General features: G+C 38.2%; 21 protein-coding genes and 2 tRNA genes. 2 read left to right on the forward strand and 21 right to left on the reverse strand.

Annotation, left to right across the window (positions count from 1 at the left end; translation table 11 throughout):
- The 8 genes from IQI_RS00005 to spoIIE all read right to left on the reverse strand — a co-directional run.
- The coding region (locus tag IQI_RS00005) for an Hsp33 family molecular chaperone HslO (protein WP_197489687.1) at positions 1 to 304 on the reverse strand (304 nt) is incomplete at its 3' end.
- 20 nt (positions 305 to 324) lie between these two features.
- A complete protein-coding gene (locus tag IQI_RS00010; RefSeq protein ID WP_197489688.1) occupies positions 325 to 1,092 on the reverse strand; it encodes a type III pantothenate kinase in 768 nt (255 codons plus the stop codon).
- Positions 1,093 to 1,777: 685 nt separating this feature from the next.
- The gene (ftsH, locus tag IQI_RS00015; RefSeq protein WP_064090880.1) at positions 1,778 to 3,739 is read right to left on the reverse strand and encodes an ATP-dependent zinc metalloprotease FtsH; all 1,962 of its coding nucleotides are present in this window, start codon (positions 3,737 to 3,739) and stop codon (positions 1,778 to 1,780) included.
- A 214-nt stretch (positions 3,740 to 3,953) separates the two neighbouring features.
- Positions 3,954 to 4,502, reverse strand: coding sequence for a hypoxanthine phosphoribosyltransferase (gene hpt, locus IQI_RS20980; RefSeq protein WP_064090881.1), 549 nt, complete (start codon positions 4,500 to 4,502; stop codon positions 3,954 to 3,956).
- Between the two features lie 3 nt (positions 4,503 to 4,505).
- Positions 4,506 to 5,912, reverse strand: coding sequence for a tRNA lysidine(34) synthetase TilS (gene tilS, locus IQI_RS00025; RefSeq protein ID WP_064090882.1), 1,407 nt, complete (start codon positions 5,910 to 5,912; stop codon positions 4,506 to 4,508).
- 68 nt (positions 5,913 to 5,980) lie between these two features.
- The gene (locus tag IQI_RS00030; protein ID WP_064090883.1) at positions 5,981 to 6,985 is read right to left on the reverse strand and encodes a protein kinase domain-containing protein; all 1,005 of its coding nucleotides are present in this window, start codon (positions 6,983 to 6,985) and stop codon (positions 5,981 to 5,983) included.
- Positions 6,954 to 7,694: a VWA domain-containing protein gene (locus tag IQI_RS00035; RefSeq protein ID WP_064090884.1), complete on the reverse strand. Its 741-nt coding sequence runs from the start codon at positions 7,692 to 7,694 to the stop codon at positions 6,954 to 6,956. The genes IQI_RS00030 and IQI_RS00035 overlap by 32 nt, the downstream gene beginning before the upstream one ends.
- Positions 7,695 to 7,790: 96 nt before the next feature.
- Positions 7,791 to 10,283 carry a stage II sporulation protein E gene (gene spoIIE / locus IQI_RS00040; protein ID WP_064090885.1) on the reverse strand — a complete coding sequence of 831 codons (2,493 nt, stop codon included), beginning with the start codon at positions 10,281 to 10,283 and terminating at the stop codon, positions 7,791 to 7,793.
- Positions 10,284 to 10,569: 286 nt separating this feature from the next.
- Here spoIIE and IQI_RS00045 point away from each other — a divergent pair.
- Together IQI_RS00045 and IQI_RS00050 are read left to right on the forward strand one after the other, a co-directional pair.
- Positions 10,570 to 10,646: transfer RNA gene (locus IQI_RS00045), tRNA-Met, on the forward strand.
- A gap of 8 nt (positions 10,647 to 10,654) precedes the next feature.
- Positions 10,655 to 10,726, forward strand: a tRNA-Glu gene (locus IQI_RS00050).
- Positions 10,727 to 10,888: 162 nt separating this feature from the next.
- Here IQI_RS00050 and IQI_RS00055 read toward each other — a convergent pair.
- The 13 genes from IQI_RS00055 to pth form a co-directional block, all read right to left on the reverse strand.
- Positions 10,889 to 11,341 carry a DinB family protein gene (locus tag IQI_RS00055; RefSeq protein ID WP_064090886.1) on the reverse strand — a complete coding sequence of 151 codons (453 nt, stop codon included), beginning with the start codon at positions 11,339 to 11,341 and terminating at the stop codon, positions 10,889 to 10,891.
- Between the two features lie 162 nt (positions 11,342 to 11,503).
- A complete protein-coding gene (locus tag IQI_RS00060) occupies positions 11,504 to 11,932 on the reverse strand; it encodes a S1 domain-containing RNA-binding protein (RefSeq protein WP_064090887.1) in 429 nt (142 codons plus the stop codon).
- A gap of 74 nt (positions 11,933 to 12,006) precedes the next feature.
- Positions 12,007 to 12,396 carry an FtsB family cell division protein gene (locus tag IQI_RS00065; RefSeq protein WP_064090888.1) on the reverse strand — a complete coding sequence of 130 codons (390 nt, stop codon included), beginning with the start codon at positions 12,394 to 12,396 and terminating at the stop codon, positions 12,007 to 12,009.
- 45 nt (positions 12,397 to 12,441) lie between these two features.
- The gene (yabQ, locus tag IQI_RS00070; RefSeq protein WP_064090889.1) at positions 12,442 to 13,089 is read right to left on the reverse strand and encodes a spore cortex biosynthesis protein YabQ; all 648 of its coding nucleotides are present in this window, start codon (positions 13,087 to 13,089) and stop codon (positions 12,442 to 12,444) included.
- Positions 13,086 to 13,388: a sporulation protein YabP gene (yabP, locus tag IQI_RS00075; protein WP_064090890.1), complete on the reverse strand. Its 303-nt coding sequence runs from the start codon at positions 13,386 to 13,388 to the stop codon at positions 13,086 to 13,088. The genes yabQ and yabP overlap by 4 nt, the downstream gene beginning before the upstream one ends.
- Before the next feature lie 98 nt (positions 13,389 to 13,486).
- A complete protein-coding gene (locus IQI_RS00080) occupies positions 13,487 to 13,756 on the reverse strand; it encodes an RNA-binding S4 domain-containing protein (RefSeq protein WP_064090897.1) in 270 nt (89 codons plus the stop codon).
- Between the two features lie 23 nt (positions 13,757 to 13,779).
- On the reverse strand, positions 13,780 to 15,243 hold the full coding sequence (gene yabN / locus IQI_RS00085; RefSeq protein ID WP_064090891.1) for a bifunctional methyltransferase/pyrophosphohydrolase YabN: 1,464 nt from the start codon (positions 15,241 to 15,243) through the stop codon (positions 13,780 to 13,782).
- A gap of 12 nt (positions 15,244 to 15,255) precedes the next feature.
- On the reverse strand, positions 15,256 to 16,323 hold the full coding sequence (locus tag IQI_RS00090) for a lipid II flippase MurJ (protein WP_231893362.1): 1,068 nt from the start codon (positions 16,321 to 16,323) through the stop codon (positions 15,256 to 15,258).
- A 17-nt stretch (positions 16,324 to 16,340) separates the two neighbouring features.
- A complete protein-coding gene (locus IQI_RS20985; RefSeq protein ID WP_082892536.1) occupies positions 16,341 to 16,874 on the reverse strand; it encodes an oligosaccharide flippase family protein in 534 nt (177 codons plus the stop codon).
- Between the two features lie 279 nt (positions 16,875 to 17,153).
- Positions 17,154 to 17,690 (reverse strand): stage V sporulation protein T, encoded by a 537-nt coding sequence (gene spoVT, locus IQI_RS00095; protein WP_064090892.1) that lies wholly within the window; start codon positions 17,688 to 17,690, stop codon positions 17,154 to 17,156.
- 357 nt (positions 17,691 to 18,047) lie between these two features.
- Positions 18,048 to 21,581 (reverse strand): transcription-repair coupling factor, encoded by a 3,534-nt coding sequence (mfd, locus tag IQI_RS00100; protein ID WP_064090893.1) that lies wholly within the window; start codon positions 21,579 to 21,581, stop codon positions 18,048 to 18,050.
- Positions 21,582 to 21,674: 93 nt separating this feature from the next.
- Entirely contained in the window at positions 21,675 to 21,905 is a 231-nt protein-coding gene (locus IQI_RS00105) for an anti-sigma-F factor Fin family protein (protein ID WP_064090894.1), read from the reverse strand.
- A gap of 95 nt (positions 21,906 to 22,000) precedes the next feature.
- Positions 22,001 to 22,488 (reverse strand): aminoacyl-tRNA hydrolase (gene pth / locus IQI_RS00110; protein WP_064090895.1); only part of this gene is annotated, 488 nt, incomplete at its 5' end.

Genomic DNA, 22,488 nt, shown 5'->3' on the forward strand with positions numbered 1-22,488 from the left:
GTTCATTTAAGTCAAAGTGAACATGTGGATTTGAGACATAACCCCTTACTTCCCCTTTCGCATTGCTATCTACTAGAATAGCACCGATAGGACCTCCACCTTCAACTTTAATCGTTAATTTATTTTCACCTTTTAGCATTGCTCCCATCATGACCCCGGCACTAATCGTACGACCTAACGCGGCTGATGCTGTTGGCCATGTATCATGTCTCTTTTGCGCTTCTCCAACTGTTTCAGTACTTCTAACAGCATAGGCACGAACTTGCCCATCATAGGCTAACGCTTTTACTAAATAGTCGCTCATGTTTTGAAAGCTCCTTTCACTCAGTTCATATTTCGTTTGTAGATTAATTTCAATCCTTTTAACGTTAAAAATGGGTCTACCACGTCGATTGCTTTTGATTCCTTCGAAATAAGCGTGGCCAATCCACCTGTAGCAATAACAGTTGGTTCCTTCTTACTTTGTGCTTTCATTCTTTGAACGATACCTTCTACTTGTCCCACATACCCATAAAGAATTCCTGCTTGCATCGCTGCAACAGTATTTTTCCCGATGATATTATCTGGACGGGCTATTTCAATTCGAGGAAGCTTTGCCGCTTTTGAATACAACGCTTCTGTTGATATTCCTATTCCCGGGGCTATAGCTCCACCCATGTATTGTCTATCTTCATTTATATAGCAATAAGTAGTCGCAGTTCCAAAGTCCACAATAATCAATGGACCTCCGTATTCATGGATGCCAGCAACAGCATTCACAATTCGGTCAGCTCCCACTTCTCTTGGGTTTTCATATTTAATGTTTAGTCCGGTTTTAATACCAGGCCCGACAACAAGAGGAGTGATATTAAAATACTTTTCACACATGCGTTCCAAACTAAACATAATTGGAGGAACAACTGAGGATATAATAATACCATCAATTTCATCGAAAGTTAGTTCTACATGCTTAAACAAATTTTTTACAAACATGCCAAACTCATCTTCCGTCTTATGTCGATTCGTTTCAGCTCTCCAATGATATTTTAATTGGTCATTTTCATATACACCAAATACGATATTCGTATTCCCAACATCCATTACAAAAATCATTATTCTCACCTACTAAGCCAATTGTTTTCACACTGCCAACATCATACCACAATTTTTTTATTATAGGTACGGTTTGAACTGGACTGTATATCTTTAAATAGGGCTGTATTCGTAAAGAGTGTTGATATTTTAGAAAAGAAGGCAGTAGTTAATTTCCGCTTCAGGATGCTCGCTTTCCGCTGGGTGGTCGGTGAGCCTCCTCGGCGTAAGCGCCTGTGGGGTCTCACCTGTCTCGATTTTCCCGCAGGAGTCGAGCACCTTCCCCTCCAACCAACCTTCTAAGCATGAGTTTCTTGCTATAGACTTATTTAAAAGCGATTTAGGTTTGAAGTGTGTAGTGGTGAATTTAACTTGTATTATAGAAAGTCAGCCCTCTTTTAATTGTTTTTTGTCACAATTAAGCTCTGTCAAATAAATTTCCTTTGGTGGCGAGGGGCACTCCGGAGACTCCTCTCGGAAAATCGGGAGTGCCGATACCCCGGAAAGCGGAGCAGCTCCCCAAACCATCGAGCACACACTGGCTGACATAGCCTTGGCAGATCTGTTTTAAAATAACAACAATCTTTGCGAAAAGAGCCTATTTTAATAAGCATCATTGATCTGATTAAGATATCTCTAACCAAAGAAAAAAGGCTGACTCAACCTCCACATTTAAGTGGGGAAGAACCAGCCTCTTAGTCATATATTACGTGCGATCAGAGTTGTTTTCGTCTTCGCTAGAAGTAGTATCATCTGAAATCACGTCTTCGTTTTTCTTTTGGATATTTACCTTAACGTCATTATTCTCTTCTTCGTCTGAAGCATAAATTCGTTCTGGTAATTTACCATGATCCATTAAATGCTTAATTTGATCCGCATCTAATGTTTCTACATCTAATAGTGTCTTCGCAATCAACTCAAGCTTATCTCGATTTTCAGTAAGAATCGTCTTCGCTCGTTCATAGCTTTCTTTTATTAGACGTTGCATTTCCTGGTCAATTTCATACGCAATGGCATCTGAATAGTTTTGTTCACTATTGATGTCACGGCCTAAGAATACTTGACCACCTTGAGATTGACCAAACTGAAGAGGTCCGAGCTTGTCACTCATACCGTATTCAGTAACCATTTTGCGTGCAATTCCAGTTGCTCTTTGGAAGTCATTATGTGCACCAGTTGATACATCACCAAAGATGATTTCTTCTGCGACACGACCACCGAGTAAGCCAGTGATTTTATCAAGAAGCTCAGGCTTTGTCATAAAGTAACGATCTTCTCTAGGAAGCATTACAGCATAACCACCTGCTTGACCACGAGGAACAATCGTTACCTTATGAACCATATCTGCTTCATCAAGGACCAACCCAATCACTGTATGACCAGCTTCATGGAATGCCACGATTTTACGTTCCTTTTCAGATATAACGCGACTTTTCTTAGCTGGACCGGCAATAACACGGTCAGTTGCTTCGTCAATATCACGCATATCAATTTTCTTCTTATCTTCACGGGCAGCTACTAAGGCTGCTTCATTTAGAAGGTTTTCCAGATCAGCACCAGAGAAACCTGGCGTTCTCATTGCAATTGATTTCAAATCAACAGAATCATCCAGAGGTTTGTTTTGTGCATGTACTTTAAGTACCGCTTCACGCCCTTTAAGATCAGGACGATCAACTGTAATCTGACGGTCAAAACGACCTGGACGTAACAATGCAGGATCAAGAATATCTGGTCTGTTGGTGGCTGCAACAATGATAATTCCTTCGTTTGCGCCAAAACCATCCATTTCAACTAGTAGCTGATTAAGGGTTTGTTCACGTTCATCGTGACCTCCACCTAAACCTGCTCCACGCTGACGACCAACTGCATCAATCTCATCGATAAAGATGATACATGGTGCATTTTTCTTCGCGTTTTCAAATAAATCACGAACACGAGATGCCCCGACACCGACAAACATTTCAACGAAGTCAGAACCACTGATTGAGAAGAAGGGAACTCCAGCTTCCCCAGCTACCGCTCGTGCAAGTAGGGTTTTACCTGTTCCAGGAGGTCCTACTAAAAGAACACCCTTTGGAATACGTGCACCCACTTCAGAGAATTTACGTGGATCCTTTAAGAACTCCACTACCTCTACTAATTCTTGTTTCTCTTCATCTGCTCCAGCTACATCTTTGAATCGAACTTTCTTCTTCTCTTCGCTGTATAGCTTAGCCTTACTCTTACCGAAGTTCATAACACGACTTCCGCCGCCTTGCGCTTGGTTGAGTAAGAAGAAGAACAGAATAAAGATAATCACAAATGGAATAATGGTCGTAAAGAACGATACCCATCCACTTGTTTCTTTTGCTTGTAATACTTCTACATCGATACCTTGTTCTGAAGCTACAGTATTAATTTTCTCCATTAACTTACCATCAGTAGTAAGGACATAGGTTAAGAAGAACTCTTCTTCTTTAGCCCCTTTTAACTTTCCTTTTACTTCATAAACGCCTCTTCCAGGCTGAATTGTAAAAGAAGTAACCTCACCATCTTCAAGCTTATTAATAAAATTACTGTATTCAATATTCTTGGTAGGTTCATTATTATTACTAAAATAACTCACTACACCTATAATCACTAAAAAGACAAGTAAATAAAATATGGTATTTCGAAAGATCCGGTTCATCCCTTACCTCCTCCCACGGTAAACAAACTACGTAAAATAGTATCATAGAAAATCATGGCATTACAACAAATTGCACTTATAAAAGCGCGGAGATTGTAAAGGGGAATACATAATTGGAATACTGGCACCAAAAACACTTTTTTTTGAAAACAAAAACCTTATGTATGTCGCCCTCTTGTATTTCTTGAAAGAAGAATTCTTCTTTAGATTACACTTATTCTCCTGTTGTATACACTTCAGGTTTAAGAACGCCGATATACGGTAAATTACGGTATCGTTCAGCGAAATCCAAACCATATCCAACCACAAATTCATCTGGAACAATAAACCCTACGTAATCCGCTTTAATATCAGCTTTACGACCTGATGGCTTATCAAGCAGCGTTACGATGCTAATCGATTTCGCTTTACGATAACGGAATAATTCAACTAAATAACTAAGTGTTAGCCCACTATCGATAATATCTTCAATGATTAGAATATCTCTTCCTTCAACTTTCGTATCAAGATCTTTGACAATTTTCACTTCTCCTGAAGAAACAGTGGAATTTCCGTAGCTCGATACATCCATGAAATCCATTTCCATGTGAGTATCCATACGTTTGCATAGGTCAGCCATAAATGGCATAGCCCCTTTTAAAACTCCAATTGCTAGAGGAAAACGGTCTTGATATTCCTTCGTTAATTCGGCACCTAGTTCTCTGATCTTCACTTGAAGTTCTTCTTCTGAAATTAACACTTTTTCAATATCTTGATTTAACAATGTTCAACTGCCTCCTAGAAGATGATTGCTTATTAATTGTAAGACTAAACTCTTTTCTTTTGCTTCTCCCAAATCGTAAATAGATTTCTTAATTCCTGGAACCCAAAGGATTCGTTCTTCGGCATCAACGACAATTGGCCATTGGTCCCGAAGATGAACAGGAATCTTTTCGTCTATAAAAAGGGATTTAAGCTTTTTAGAGCCTTCGAACCCTTTTAATTTTATTCGATCTCCTGGTTTTCTCGTCCGAATAGATAAAGGGAGTGCAATGTGGTCTTCATGTAAGTATACATATTGACCGTTACAATCCTCTTTATTTACAGGTGCGGGATAGAAGTCGAATTGATATCCATTTGAAAGTTCGAGTGTTTCGTGAACGTTTAGTTCATAACAATAAGGTGATTGAATACACTCTAATTCCCCGAAATGGAAATAACATGTATGATACGCCCTTGTTACTTTTAGACCACTTGGTAAATCCAAGCTGGCATTAGGCGTTTTTCCTCTTAATATACCCAATACATCATAAATATGTATAGACGATAAGGAAGGTGGTCTAAGTTTGTAAAGATAGTTTAATATTAGATTAATCCCTCTTCTTTGTAAAGGCTGAGCCATTGTAAGAAAACCTTTAATATCTAAAGTGGAGAAATCCTTCGATTTATTCCATACCTTATTCAACTTTTGCCTTGTTAATTCCTCTAAATAGCCTTCATCTTCTATTAATTCTTCACTAAATTGTTGGAATTGTTTATGAACGAGTGGGTTTTCTTCTTTTAAAAAAGGTACCACTGCTTTTCGGAATCGATTTCTAGTATAGTCTTCCTTCTCATTACTAGGGTCCCGTCGAGGAGAAAGATTATACTCCTCACAATATTTCTCGATGTCTTCCTTTGTCACAGACAGAAAAGGACGAATAATCTTACCTGGTGAAAACTCCCTTATTAAAGGAATTCCCGCTCTACTCACACCGTTCGCTCCCCTTGTGAGCTTCATGAGGATTGTTTCTATTTGATCATCTCCGTGATGACCTAAAACGAGCTTGTTGGCAGATACCTCTATCATAATTTTATTCAGAAAGGTATAGCGAACGTCACGGGCAATTTTCTGAAGACCACCATTCGATTCCTTCATCACTTGTGAAACATCTATTCTTTCTCCAAAAAAGGGTATGTCTAACCTCTCACAAAATCCCTTTACAAAAAGGAGTTCGTTAAGGGACTCTTCCCCGCGAAACATGTGATCGAGATGAGCCGCAACAAGTTCAATCTCCCACACTCTTCTATTTGCATGGAGAAAATGAAGAAGAGCCAAAGAATCCGGACCACCTGAAACGGCCACAACTAATACATCACCTTTTTGGATAAGTTCATGACTTTGAATAAACTCTTTTGTCGAGCTCTCTAGCATAACATTTCCTCTTCCTAAACCATTTTCCTTATTGTATCAATTTTCACTTAAATTCTCACCTCATATGGCTACATTAACTCCCCATAAATATATAATACATATAAAAGAGACACGATGATTACTACCAATACAGTCTCAATAAAATGACTTGTTTTATTCGTTTTTTGAGCTTGATATCGAGTAGTTTGAGGTGAGGCATGAGTATGTGAAGAGTGAGATGTCCTTTTTCTTGTTGGATTTGTATTAGACTGCCGGGCATTCTGAGGAGAATGAGACAATGTGTTTAATAAACTCTCTCGCATCTCATTTGCAGAAAGGAAGTCCCCTTCTAATGCTTTTACAATAGTGGGCTGGAACTTTCTTAATTGATCCTTTGATTGAATAGCCTGCTTCAATTGTTGCATATTCCCACTTCCAGTCTTTGTGAAACGTTGTGGGTATGCCAAATTGATTAAGATCATTCCAACAGAGAAAAGATCATAGGTAGGGTCAGCTTTCCGAGAGTCACCTAGCCAATACCCTCTATCAAAAAACTCCGTGAATTCTTTAATCGCTCTTCCTGCAATTGTCGTTCCTCCGACATCTATACAGCGAATACGATAAGGAGGTCCAGTGATGATAAGGTTTTCAGGTTTTAAATCTCCAAATACCCATCCTTCCTTATGAATCCTTTGGAGGTCTGTTAATAGTTGAGCCACCAATACCCCTGTCCACGAAAATCCTTTCTCTTGTACGAAAGAAAGCAAATCTGGACCTTGTATATATTCCATACTATAAAAATGAATCGTTTTCCCTCGATATTCCCAATCATCTACATCAAGAAGCTTAGGTCCAAGCGGAGAACCTTGGACCTTAGAAAATGACTTTAATACATTAACTTCTGATGTAATCGTAACGTTACTTTCACTTATTTTTATTGCCTGGAATCCGGATGCTCCTTGTACAAGATACACAATTCCGTTTGCACCATACCCTAATTCTTTGATGATCGAGTAGATGTTTTTATACCATTTTCCTCTAATAACTGTCCCAGGAGAGAAATTAAATGGTTTCTTCGAAGTATTGTTCATCATCGCCACGAGAGAGCAATCCCCTTAATGAACGTTTTTTCTTAAAGTGTGTAATGGCTTCTGAGATAGCGGGACCCGTAGGTGTGATTCCACCTGGAGACAATTTAGAGAATATACTCGTAAGCGTTTCGAGTTTAGGTGTCCAATCTAGCAATTTTTCGACATCCTGCCGTTTCCCGGGAAATACAAATACGGAAAATTTATTATCTCCCATTCTCGCGTTTAAGCTCAAGGACAGGTCTAACAAGGCTTCCTTCACGGTTGGTAGCTTATGCTTCATGCTTGCAGATGTATCGACAAGAATCAACACTTCCATATCAACGTTTTCACCTAATTCATCCACTACCTCCATCACTTCTCCGCGTTGCTCTGGAGGAAGTTCTTCCATCGAAGCAGACTTCCCTAAAATTTGTTTTAACTCTTTATTTACGACCCCCTGAAGCGTTTGAGTCATTGCTTTTCTTGTGACCATTTGCACGGTCTGAGAGAGCTGTTGAGCATAAACAATTTGACTAACTCCACCTCCAGATAGAGCAATTCCTTCAATCTCCTGTAACCCATTATCATCAATCACATCATTATCCATGACCCCAATAACATTTACTGAAATCCCTTGCTCTTTTGCCAACGCTGACATGGCGATAGGGTCTTCCCCTTGGTTCGAGCAGCCATCTGTAATTAATAGAATTTGACGAAGTGTACCTGTCTTCATCATACTCCCCTCCTAATTCAAAAGATGGTATCATCTTCGCCGAATTAGAAGAAAAATATACTCTAGTTAACTATTTTTATAGGACCACAAATATCTCTATGAGATTCTTTTTTTATCCTTTCCTTTATTTGATTGCACTGGAATTGAAGACCATTTAGGAATGTTGTGTTTAATTTGCGATACAACGATTGTCATGTCGTCCTCAATCACTCCTGAACTCGAACGAATCACTTCCTCCATAAGAATATCCGCTATTTCTTGAGGATCCTCCGTTTGAAGCTCCTTAATCTTTCTCTTCATCCAAAGATCATAGTTTTCCACATGTTTTGGCCCTTCAAAGGCACCATCACTCATCATGATGAGGAGATCCCCTGCCTTCAATTGTTCTGACACAACATCTACCTCAAAGTCCTGTTGAAGCATTCCCATCGGTAAATTACTAGCTTCTATTTTCATCACCTTTTCCCCGCGTTTAATAAAGCTTGGAATCGAACCAATCTTTAAGAAGTTTGATGATGCATTCTGTAAATCAATCATGGCTAAATCCAAGGTTGAAAAAATTTCATCATTCGTACGTAATGATAAGATCGAATTAACAGATTTGATTGCAACTTGTTCTTCAATTCCAGACTCTAATATCTTTTTTAGTAGCCTAAGTGTTTCATTGCTTTCATAATGAGCCCGCTCTCCATTTCCCATTCCATCACTAATCGCAACAGCATATTTCCCAGCTCCTAATTCAATCATAGAATAACTATCTCCAGATACTAATCCTCCCCCTTTTGCAGCATGGGACACACCTGTATTCACAACAAATTTTTTAGCTGATCGGAATGTCACATGGCAAGTCCCATTTGGGAAATGAGCGCAATCTTCCTTCTGAACCACTATATTTTCACCTAGTATATCTGACAGCATAGGAGCGATAAGCTTTTCACCTTGTCCATGTCCCCCACAATAGGGCATAGTCAAATCAATATCCACATTCCCTTGCTCTAAGTTATAGATTTCAATATTTTCAATTTCAATTCCAAATTCTTTAATACTAGTTAAAATTTGCTCCTCCTGAATGTGATGATTCACCCTTTCCCTTTGGATTTCTTTCGCAAAATTCCCCATGACCTCTGAGACTCCTTTTAATTGGTCTGCTACTAATCGTCTACTTTCCTTTACTTGTTTTTTCAGTTTAAGGTTTGCTTGATAAAAGGTTAACTCTTGATAAATGGTGTCTTGAAGTTTTTTTTCTTTCGTACAATGCTTGTCCAATTCTCTAGCCAATTTAGGGGAAAGTGGAATTCGCCCTTCATCAAACTCCGTCATCACATCTTTCATCAAATTATAGGTTTTATCGAAATTCCGTGACCAGCATTGATCCTTCTTAAAGCATGTTTGACAAGTCTTCTCCGTTACATTACTTAAGAAATAATCAAACTCTTTATCCTCCTCCTCTTCAAATTGGTCTTCAATTTGTTGAAAACTATTTGATAATGCTTGGAATACAGATGAAAACTGGGTAACACGATTAGCCGTTACGTCCCTTACTCTACGCATATACCCTTGCTGTTCTTGTTGATATTCAGCAGTTCCAGGAATATGTTTAGCGATACTTGCGGTCAAGCTTTGAGGTGTTAAAAATAATAATAGTATCGCAACTCCTGATTCATATAAGGTTTTGGTTATAACTGTATCACTATCTCCGTACATTCCCATTAGTAACGTAGCAATTAACAGACCGATTGCTGCTCCAAATTTTTTCCCTTCCTTCATCAATCCCCCAAGGAGACCCGAAAAAGCAAGCAAGCTCATCTGATAAAAGCTTGAAACGTTCGCTAAACTGAAAACAAGACCTGTTACAACCCCCACAGTAGAACCAACTGTTGCCCCTGCGACGAATGAGAATAGGAGGACCAAATATCTCGATAATATATGCTCAATGGATAGATTGTAGACAGACCAGCCAATGGTTCCAGTCAAAATCGAAGCTAACAAAATAATGAGACTTACAACCTCCTCTGTTTTAAGTGATTTTCTTCTTCGTTGAACAGCGACCAGAGGAACACTCTGAATAAATATATAGGTTAAGATAAACGCTAAGCTTGCTTCTATGAGAGCCATAACTCCGTTGTAAATGGTTAATACTTGCCCTTGCTGTACATAATTAAAGCCAAGCTTGGCAACTAAAACAGTAAACAGAACATAAAAGGCAACCAGCTTCAGATCATTCTTATGATATTTTTGTGTTAAACGAAACACTAACAGGAATAATATCGCACTAACAAACGTATAACTGATACTAGATAAAGAAATCGATAGAGCACCTGCAAGTAAACCTATTAAGGCAATAGGAGATTTCTCTCTACGAATAATGTAAACCGTAGCGAAAAACGGTAAGGCAAATGGAGTAAGATGCGACAATATTAACGCTCTGCCTAGTAAAAATCCAATGACCAACAACGCAATACCCTTTTGAATAAACACTGTTTCAAGCCTAGAATAAATAGACTTTATTCCCTTAGAAAGTTCTACCCTCGTATGTTCAATGTCCACATTCTGTAAAGGCTCTATGATGGTCTGATTGGTTTTCCCCATGTAACATACACTCCCCGTTTCTTTTTGTTTAGTATAAATTGGACGAGCTTAAAAGTTTGTCAAAATGAGGGAATGCAACCAAAGAATATTTCGACGACATTCTCTTCGATCCGTTATAATATTCAGAATATTCTCGTTGAGTATTTACTTCATTTACCTTTTTTTATGTCTGAAAGTTGTTACATAAGCACTTAAAGGAAATTTGACAAATTCTTTTATTATATATGTTGACAAGTTTTTTCTTTCTATGTATTATAGATTTTGTGCCTTAAAGGTATACAGATATGGCGGCGTAGCTCAGCTGGCTAGAGCGTACGGTTCATACCCGTGAGGTCGTGGGTTCGATCCCCTCCGCCGCTACCATATTTTTAGGCCCGTTGGTCAAGCGGTTAAGACACCGCCCTTTCACGGCGGTAACACGGGTTCGAATCCCGTACGGGTCATTTTTAAAAGACTATCCTTTGAGATAGTCTTTTTTTGTCATATGACTAGTAAATTGGATGATGTTATTCTTGTAAAAAGGCAAAGTGGTCCGATTCTTTGAATAATCGAGCCGTTTTACATTAAAACCTAATTAAAACAACAAAGCCTGAAGGATCTATCCTTCAGGCTTTTTCAATTTGATTTCGATGGTGCTTGTCATGACCAAGAAAGTCTTCAAGGTATTCTCTTAATGTAAATCGGTGTTCTCCTACCGTAAAAGAATGTTCAATTTCATTATCTTCTAATGATTCTATATAAGCGATGACGGATTTACGTGTTTTCACACTCTCATCAATCAGTTCCTGTTGTGTCACAACCTCATGTGCATAGTTTTCCGCTGCCTGGTTGAATGGTTGAAACTCAGGAAAAGGAGTGAATGCTGCTTCGTTATGCAATCTTGAGTAAATCTCTTTTAATGAATACTGATCCCATTTCATAATGTGAGAAACAATAGCAGCAAGGGACCATTTCTCATCCTGTATGGGTGAGAACCATTTTTCTTCCTTAACCTCATTTAACTGTTCCAGCCAATTTACAAACTCTTCATGATGTGTCACTATTTCTACTTTATTCATAAAGTCCTCCATTAATCTGATTTACTTTCTATATTCGGGAAATGATTAAGGATCTCCTTTGTTATAACCCAAGCCTTATAACATAAAAAAACAGGCACGGCCATTGATGGCCGTGCCTGTTTCTACCGTAAGAACCTGCTATATTAGTTAATAGACAGCAAGTTAACCTCTTTTCGCCCCTTTTCCGCCACGTCGAGATTCGGTGTTTTTCTTTAAAGATGATAGGCGTTCTTCACTGTCTTTCATGAAACGCGCCATCTTTTGTTCGAAACTCTCTTTTGTACGTGTGTCATTTTGTTTATTGTTGCTACGTGGGCGTTGAGGACGCTGAGGGCGCTGTGAACGTTGTGGTGGTTGCTCTTTCGCTTTTCGGATAGATAAACCGATTTTCCCATCTTTCTCAACATTAATTACTTTTACTGTTACTTCGTCGCCAACTTTAAGGTGTTCGTTGATATCCTTAACATAGTTGTCTGCAACTTCACTAATGTGAACTAAACCTGTTGAACCTTCCGATAATTCCACGAACGCTCCGAAATTTGTGATACCTGTTACCTTACCCTGTAACTTGCTGCCTACTTCGATTGACATAAAAGAAATGCTCCTCCTTAAAATTATAAAAGATAAACCTTATTATATATTATAGCCAATTAAAAAAAAGAGTGTCAATAAGACACCTCTTCTTCTTTCTCTTTATCTGGCTCTGGAATGTTAAAAATAATTTCTCCATCGTCAGACAAAAAGTAGTCTCGACGCGCTAGTTTAGCTATATACTCATCATCGTTAAGCTTCACAATCTCCTCTTCTAGGGCAGATTGCTTATCTTTTAGGTGTTCTAACTTTTTTTCTAATTGTGCTTTTTCAGCACGTTTATCTTCTAAAACCTGGGTCCTGGAAATGAGAGTTGACACTAAAAATCCACTAATTGCCAATACTAATACAAAAAATAATGATAATCTACGGACCAAACGTTTTTTTCTCTTAGAAGATGAATGATGGATATGCTCCTGATGTCGAACATATTCATTTTCCATAGATGTTACGTTTTTTCTCATTTCCAAACCTCCTTTACACGTTGAAATGGTATTTGGGTGCAGCTCCTATTCTTCAGGAGGCTTTTTCCACCGTTTTACCACTCTATATATCTTTTTGATATACTTCCTTAAAATTCCTGCCATTTTATTATATAACTTCTCGACTCTTTTTGTAATATTTTTCGGCAATAAATTCCATATTATCTTACAAACCCACCATATTGGAGCAGTTACGAGCTTAAGAGACCAGATAATGATTTTATACACTACCTTAAACAAAAAGAGTATGATCGATAATAGACCCTTTCCTATCCCCATTAAAATAGTAACGAGGAGTAGCACTATCCATTTTATCGGCGAATAAATGAGTTTTTTTACCATTTTCACTCCAAAATTATAAAGTGAAATAAAAAATTGAATCATACGCTCTAAAAAAAGGAGGTACTGCTGCTTGATTAAAGCCTGATAGCCAGCAAATCCACATAATAATGCAACAAATATATAGAACCGGATATCCCCAAAATTCACAACAAACAAAATATAAAATATGGATAGAGCTTGAAAAATCCAAAATAAAATGTCATTTAAAAACACAAGCCATTTTTTTCTTTCAGAACGATTTAAGAATCGATTATACGTATCGAGTGTCGCACCAAATAATGCTCCCATCCCAATCATGGAAAGCATGGTATAAAACTGAGTGGTGAGCGTCATCGAAACAGTTTGCTAAAGAAGCCTTTAGCCTTCTCCCCACTGTGCTCATCCAGGTAGACCAGATCGAACACCTTTCCTTTAATGGAAACAATGCCCTTGTCTACATCTAAATTTTTCATTTGGAGATTTTGACCTCTGACAGATAAAAACCCCATGACAGTTTCTAGTAAAAATTCTTCGTTATCAAAGCTTTCTACTTGTTTGACACCTGTAATATCGAGTAGCTTTCTTCCTCTCATCATTACATCATGCTCTTGATACGTCACTTTATCTTTATTTCCATCATAATATTGGTTCATCCTCATCCCTCACATTCCAATAGTACAAGCTTTGTAACTATATGTATGTGAAATCGAGAAAAATAGAACCAATTTAGATAGTACTTAATATGTAATGTCTATTCTGTTTCTTCTTGAATTCGTTCTTCAGAAAGGACAGAATAAAGTCCACTGGCTTCATCTTTTTTGGTTGTTTCAATAAGCCTTTCTACCTTTACCCTCATAATCTTTTGTCCAAACCTTACACTTAATTCGTCTCCCACTTTTACATTTGAGCTTGCTTTAGCTTGCAACCCATTTACTGAAATACGACCTTGATCAGCAATTTCTTTCGCAAGGGTTCTTCGTTTTATTAATCTTGAAACTTTTAAAAATTTATCTAATCTCATGGATACCATTCTATAAAATCTCCTTACTTTATATTCTTCTTCTTTGCTTCGTTCCAATAATCATCCAGTTCTTCGAGCGTATAATCTTCAAAGCTTTTACCTGATAGCTGAACTTGTTCCTCTACGTAGGAAAAGCGGCGATAGAATTTCGTGTTTGTCATAGCAAGTGCTTCTTCTGGAAACACTTTATAAAATCGAGCCACATTCACAAGAGCGAAAAGGATGTCTCCAAATTCTTCCTTTATCTTCTTTTCACTATTATTCTCGACTTCCCTTTCAAATTCCTTTAATTCTTCCCACACCTTTTCCCGGGCACCTTTGGCATCTGTCCAATCAAAGCCCACTTTAGAAGCATTTTTCTGATATTCATAAGCTTTCAATAAAGCCGGCATTCCCTTTGCCACATTCTTTAGCATTGGTTCGAGATCATTCTGGTTTTTTTCTTGCTTTTTTATTTGATCCCAATTTGCTTTTACCTGCTCTGAGTTTTCAACCTCAACAGTGCCAAATACATGTGGGTGTCTACGGACCATTTTGGAGGCAGTGCTTTCTATGACTTCCTCCATAGTAAACATCCCTTCATCTTCTCCGATTTGGGCATGTAGCATGATTTGTAAGAGTACATCTCCTAATTCCTCAATCATATGGTCGATATCATCTTCATCAATAGCTTCTAACAACTCATAGGTTTCCTCTAATAAATACTTTTTCAACGATTGATGAGATTGTTCCTTATCCCACGGACACCCATTCGGTCCTCTTAAAGTCGTAATGATCTCTCTTAAAGTGGCATATTGTTTATACGTGGTCTCCATTTTATTCGCCGCTGGAACATATAGACTTGTAAGGTTACTTAGATTCGCCGCGCGATCAAGTTCAACTAAAGGAACGTGCTCAACCTTTTCGTCCTTACTTCCGGCAGCCGTTACTAATGCTACTTCATAATCATATGGATAGAGCTCCATTAACGTAAGCTTCACCTCAGAAGCAATGAACCCATCGTATACTTGACCAATAATGAGCTGTTGGTTCATGCGAATGTCCTGTACTTTTAGGCTTGTTCCATCTAAAAGCTGAAAGCCATCAATAGGATCAGCACCAACAGAAGCAAACAAGGCATCAATAAAGCTCTGTCCTCCACCAATTTCCACTTTGATTCTTCCATCCTTTTGAAGGTCTAATAGCATTTGTACGGTTTTTTCCGCTACTAATGGGTGACCAGGTACAGCATAAACAATGGAATGTATTTGAACTTCTGAAACGAGTTCTTTTACGATTTCCTCATAGACATGATCAAATTGGTCATGCTTCTCATAAATTTCATCAAAGGAACGAAACGCCACTCCCTCTTCTACAAGGTCTCTTACAACTGGATGTTCCTTTGTTCTTAATAACAAGCTTGTACTATTTTTAATTTGACGATATACACCTAATGGCAGCTGTTCCAAATCTCCTGCACCTAGTCCTACAATCGTAATCGTATGCATAATAGTCTCCTTTTACGTTTCATTCTTTTTTTGAATTTTGTTCATAAGCCAGACCCATTTAGTCCCAAAAGGCAGAAAGCTGATTTCGTCTTTAGATAAAACATTGCCTCGTAAGAAGATAACTAAAAATATGACTCCTCCAAGTAAAACGCCACCTAATGAAAAAATGACAGAAAGCTCTCTTTCAGGCATTCCTTTTGATAAAAGTGTATCATAAAGCTGTAAAAATCCCTGCAACACGATTGTCATGATCCCTCCGCTTAAGAGCATCGTTCTATAAAAAGACACCTCTATAATACGAAGGGGAAATAGACGGCGTAATTTTATGATCATCAAACCAGCTATCACCGCTAAGGAAACAATGGTCGCTAAAGATGCACCCATGGTCCCCATGACAGGAACCAATAATGTATTCCCAATATATTTCAATACTATTCCTATAATGATGCTTAAAGCCGGGTAATAAATATTCCCAATTCCTTGAAAGATACCAGAAAAGGTGAGAATCAGACAACTAAAGAAAATAGAAATACAAAATACGGCAATTACTCCTGAACCCAGGGAGTTTTCAAATAACATGGTATTCGTAGGTACTATAAGATTGATAATACCTAGTGTTGCAGCAAACCCAATGGCAATACTAATTTTCAAGGATAACTGACTATACTCCCTAACCAAGGACTGATTTTTATTCATAAAAGCACTCGTCACTAATGGAACAATCGTTAATGATATGGATGTAGCCACAACGGTCCCCAGTTGTACGAAAGGCTGACCCCGGTCATAAATCCCCTTCCATTTCTTCGCCACTTCCCCTTCCATTCCAGAAGACGTAAGCAGTGCATACAAATTTAAAGAATCGACAAATTGCAGAAGGACTAATAACATTGCACTAACACAAACGGCCGTACCATTTTTCAGCAACCGCAACCAAACCTGTTTACTATCTTTCCTTAGTGTCAAAGCTTGTAATGAGAATAATTTTTCCTTATGGGCTGCCAAAAAGAAAAATAATACGAACACTCCCCCAATTCCACCGGTAATCGATCCGAACAATGCACCATTTCCTGTTATGTACAAAGAGTATCCTTGAGATATTAAAAGGGTAGAAAAAAAAGTATTGTCGTTACTCTTATGGTTTGTTCAACGACTTGTGACACAGCAGTAGGTACCATGTTTTCCTTTCCTTGGTAGTATCCTCTCATGACAGATAAGGGCGCTAACAATAAGAAAGATAAAGATATAACTTGAATCAAAGGGGTCAGGAGTGGATCTCCCATCCAGCCTGCTATGAACTCAGCTCCAAAATACACTCCTATAAACCAAATGAAACCGACCGTACTTAAGAATAAAAAGGAGGTAAGAGCGACTCTTTTCGCTCCCTCTTCATCCTGTTCTTCAAGCTTTTCTGCAACCATCTTCGAGATAATCACCGGGAATCCATAAGTAGATAATGCAATAGCAATACCATAAAAGGGATACACTTGCTGATATATATAAAACCCAACATCCCCAACAATATTTTGAAACGGAACACGATATACTGCACTTAAAATCTTCGTGATTAAAGCGGCAATCGTTAATACCATGGCCCCTTTCAAAAACTGGTTGGAGGAATATTTCTTACTCAACGAGTTTTCCTGCCTTTCTATGTGAATGACTTTCACTTCACAAATAGAGAATAATTTAGATTATGTACTCGTCATTTTATCATATAAAAAGCACTTTCCTTAAAGATTGTGGTTTTAAAACAAGAGGTTTTTTCAAGATGTATGTGCCAAATAGTGAGGGGAACTGCTCTACTATTTTGGGATAATTGGTTTAGAAAAGCTGATTTTCAATTCATAACTAATCATTCTGAAAATAACCTAAAAAAAGAAGAGTGGCAAAAGATGCCACTCCTTTAACAACTATTGTTCCATTTGTCTTGCTAAAAAGCCAGCTGCCGTTTCTACTGCTTTTTGTTCTACTTCGCCTACTGTGCGATCTTTTGAAAAGATCGCTACTGCTCCAATTGGATCACCATTTGCTACAATCGGTGCAATCGTGTAGGAAGCTAAATCTTCATCATGTCCATCAACAAGCTCTGCTTGTCCTTGTTGAGTGTGTAATAGAGACGTGCGGTCATCCATTACTTTCTCTACTAGTTCACTGATGTTCTTATTTAAATATTCTTTCTTTGAAGCGCCAGAGATGGCAATGACCGAATCTCTATCACAAATTAAAACGGCACTTCCTAAACTGTCGTATAAGGCTTCACCATATTCCTTTGCAAAATCCCCAAGCTCACTTATAGGAGAGTATTTCTTTAAGATGACTTCCCCGTCACGATCAACGAAGATTTCTAGAGGGTCTCCTTCACGAATCCTTAATGTCCTGCGAATTTCTTTCGGAATGACAACACGCCCTAAATCATCAATACGACGAACAATACCAGTTGCTTTCATCTATAGTTGCCTCACTTTCATCAGATGATTTTTATAGCGATGTACTCTATCGGTTGTGAATACAACGCCATTATTGAGTTTAGTATCTTACATCTTAGAAGTTCTATACACATTGCGTAATTTTTTTCTGTAATTTCACTAAAATGCTAATGCAGGTTAACTTTTCCATTGTTGGCAGCTGCATAAATACTAATACCCCTATCATAGTAAAGTAAAACCATAAACGCGTTTACAGTTTAGTTACAAGATGATAACGAATAATAGGAAATGCTGTTATATTTATGAAATATATCGTTAATTTGGAATCATTCTTGTATCTTTCTGTTAATGAATGGGACAACTAGAATAAACTGTACCTCAAGATATGTTTTCTTCTGTTTTTAATGCCTGATCTAAATTCTTGATAATATCGTAGGCCATATGAAACCATTTTGACGTCTCCAAACGAGCAGTATTAATAGATATTTTTAGTTTAGAGCCTTCCATACCCAGTCCAACCGCACGACCATGCTTATTGCATAGATCAAAAACTTTAGATCCATCGATTTTTCCTGTTGACTCAGGAGACATGAAAATATTCACCATCTTCTTATCTTGCTTGATGGATTCTAGATTTGTATTCTTTGCGTAAATCTTCATTTCAGAAATTAAAAATAAAAAGCCAACTTCCTCTGGATACTCCCCAAAGCGATCTAACATTTCCTCTTCCAGCTCTTCTATTTCAGGTAGAGACGTCAGCGAACGGAAACGTTTATACATTTCAATCTTCTGATGGCCATCTTTTATATAGTCGTCAGGGATATAAGCATCTACTTCTACATCTACTTCAAAGGCAGAGGTCTCTTCCTTAGGCTGGTCTCCCTTTCGTTCTTCAATTGCTTCCTTCAGCATTTGAGAATATAAGTCGAACCCAACAGAGTCAATAAATCCATGCTGCTGGGCACCTAAGAGATTTCCGGCTCCACGAATTGTTAAATCACGCATTGCGATTTTAAAACCAGAGCCAAGCTCTGTAAACTCTTTAATAGCCTGTAATCTCTTCTCGGCGACTTCTGAAAGCACCTTATCCTTACGATAGGTAAAGTAAGAATAGGCAACCCGGTTTGAACGTCCTACCCGTCCTCTAAGCTGATACAGCTGAGATAATCCCATTCGGTCAGCATCAAAGACAATCAATGTATTTACGTTTGGAATATCAACGCCCGTTTCAATAATGGTAGTGGTCACTAAAACATCGTATTCACCTGACAGAAAGCCCAGAATAACGGATTCCAATTCATTCTCACTCATTTGTCCATGGGCGTAGGCTATCCTTGCCTCTGGAACAAGCATGGATATTTCGTCTGCTTTTCGTTCGATATCTTCTACTCGATTATAAAGAAAGTACACTTGACCATTACGAGCCATTTCTCTTTCAATCGCTTCTTTAATTAAGGCTCCGTTGTATTCCATTACATACGTCTGAACTGGAAAGCGATTTTCAGGAGGTGTCTCGATGACAGAAAGATCCCTTACCCCAAGCATAGACATATGTAGGGTACGTGGAATTGGTGTCGCTGTAAGCGTTAGAACATCAATATTCGTTTTTAACTGCTTGATCTTTTCTTTGTGTGTAACCCCAAATCGTTGTTCTTCATCAATGATAAGTAAACCGATTTCCCTATACTCTATATCCTTAGAGAGCAAGCGATGAGTACCAACGACTAAATCCACAGTGCCGGCTTTCAATCCCTTAATCGTTTCTTGTTGTTGCTTTCTCGTTCTGAAACGACTCAATAACCCAATTTCAATAGGGAAGTCTTGGAAACGTTCTTTAATGGTTTCAAAATGCTGTTGGGCTAGGATCGTGGTTGGTACCAGAATAGCCACTTGCTTCCCATCAGCTATCGCTTTAAACGCTGCACGAATGGCCACTTCTGTTTTCCCGTAACCAACATCTCCACAAAGTAAACGATCCATCGGCCGTTCTCTTTCCATATCCAGCTTTATTTCATTAATGGACCTCAGCTGATCGTCGGTTTCTTCATAAGGAAAGGCCATTTCAAAATCTCTCTGCATATCTCCATCTGGTGAAAACGCATGCCCTCTCGCTGCTTCGCGCTCTGCATACAGTTTGATTAGGTCATCTGCTATATCCTGAACGGAGGATTGCACTTTTGACTTAACCTTTTTCCATTCACTTCCACCTAATTTATATAGTTTTGGATCTTTGCTTTCTGAGGCTACATATTTCTGAATAAGCTCGATTTGATCAACAGGTACATAGAGTTTATCATTCCCTTGGTATTTCACATGAAGATAATCTTTATGGACTCCATTAATCTCTAGAGTTTCAATACCTAAATATTTTCCTATTCCGTGATTCACATGAACCACATAGTCGCCAACTTTAAGTTCAGAGTAATTTTTAATTCTTTCTGCATTTGAAAGCTTTTGTCTTCTCGGCTTTTTCTGGGTTTTCTTATTAAACAATTCTTCTTCTGTAATGACTGCTATCTTTTGAAGGGGGAGCTCAAAACCACTTGTTAAACTACCGTTAATCATTTGCACTTTATTAGGCAGTAATGTTTCCCCATCCTCTACAAAGGCGATCTCAATTTGATAATCGTCCAGTACTCGTTGAAGCTTTTTTACCCGTTCTTCATCAGGACCCAATAAGACAACCGTATAATTTCCTTTTTTCCAACGATCTAATTCCGCCTTTAACACATTCATCTGACCGTGGAAATTTTGCATGGGTTTAGATGCTATATTAAAAATGTTCTGGGGACTTGTATTTGGAATATGTCGCAAGAACAACGAGAAATAGACCTTTGTTAACCTGGTGTTCGCTACTAGCTTATTAAAGGAATGAGATACAGGTAGATCATGAATGATTTGTCCATCTTGAAGCAGGGAAGTATACCATTCGGCTTCTTCTGTTTCCAGCGACTCACTCATCTCCTGAACACGACTATATTCATCGAAGAATAAAACACCGTCCTTCGGTAAATAATCTAGCAAACTACTAGGAGTATCGTATGCGAGTGATAGGTACTTAAAGATTTGTTGTGGAATTTGACCATTTTCAAGCTGCTCTATTTCATGACCAATATATTCTGTAAGCTTTTCTTTCACTGCTGCCGCTTTTATTTTCTTCAAACTATTGGATAAGCCCGCTTCAATTTTATGAATCAGCCTTTCCGTATCTTCATAGTTCAATAAAACTTCTGTAGCAGGTCCTACTTCCATCGTTTCAAGCTTATCTATCGAGCGTTGGTCCTCAACAGAAAACGTTCGAATGGAATCAATCTCTGTATCAAACAACTCAATTCTTACGGGGTTTTGAGATGTTAAGGGGTACACATCTACAATACCTCCTCGGAGACTGAATTCACCAGGGGCACTAACCATCCCTGCACGTTGATATCCCATTTGAACCAATTGATTTAAAACCTCGTCTAAATCAATATCTTCACCATATGTAAACGTGATTTGGTTTTTTTCCCACATTGATTTTGGAGGAAGAATCTTTCTAAGTCCTGCTACTGGTGCGATGTACACACCCTTCATGTTATTAGCAAGCTTATTTAATACTTCAATTCTTTGGGATTTTAATTCTGGACTGGCAACACTTAGCTCCGCTGCAATGAGTTCATTTGCAGAATATAAATATACTTCATCTTCAGATAAAAACTGTGTTAGATCCTCGTAAATTTTCTGTGCTTGAAATAAATTATGTGTAACCACAATCGTGGATTTTTTAGTCTGAATATAAACATCCGCTATATAGGCTGAACGGGATGAACCAGATAATCCTGCTACAAGCTGTTCTGATAGTTGCTCCTCTACCCCTGCTATAAGGGTCTGAATTTCTTCACTTTTATGAACATGCTTTAAAATACCTTTCAAGAGTACGCTCCTCCCCTGTGGATCTTTCTATATATATGATTGAATTCTAGAGATATAAACAGAAAAATGCTTTGGTTCTTCACCAAAGCGTTGTTACTGGATAATATAATCTAGCTGGTGGTAATCTGGATTACGCTCAAGACTCTCTTGACAGTCTTCACAAATAGTCTGTACTTGTATATCCCCATTTTCTTGATAATGGACCATGTGTAATCGTTCTTCATCTGTTAACGTATTCAGTCCCAGCTGTTCAGAATGAACGGACATTTCGGAAATTCTTCCAACATTAACTCCACAATGTCGACAATGGTAGTGGATCGTCAAATTCATTACCTCCAAACACATTTATATACTTAGTATGAACCTGTTTGGGAGGACTTATTCATTCGGATTATTTTATGATGAGCGTTTTCCTGGGATTAATTAAATTTATTCATCACTTCTAGAAAAGGTTTATCAAACCACGTTTCACACGCTTCAACGCTTGTTGAAATCACCTGGTCCAAATCCCCTTGTTCTTCTTTGCTAAACTTGCCCAAAACGTAATCAGGAACACTCATCCCGTTTGTAGGACGATCAATCCCTACTCTGATTCGATTAAAATGCTGAGTGCCTAAATGAGCAATCGTTGATTTTATTCCATTATGCCCTCCAGCACTTCCCTTCTGTCTTAATCTTATCTTTCCAACAGGCAAATCTAAATCATCATAAATGACAAGGAGATCGTCTTCCTCTATATCAAAGTAGTCCATTAAAGGAACAATACTTTCTCCGGACAAATTCATATAAGTTAGAGGCTTTAATAAAACAATCTTCTCTCCCTTATAATGATAGGTACCGTAAACCCCTTTAAATTTGGATTGATTTAACTGTACTCCTAATCGCTCAGCAAGTGCATCTACGATAA

Origin of the sequence: Rossellomorea aquimaris TF-12 (assembly GCF_001648555.1) — a bacterium.
GTDB lineage: Bacteria > Bacillota > Bacilli > Bacillales > Bacillaceae_B > Rossellomorea > Rossellomorea aquimaris.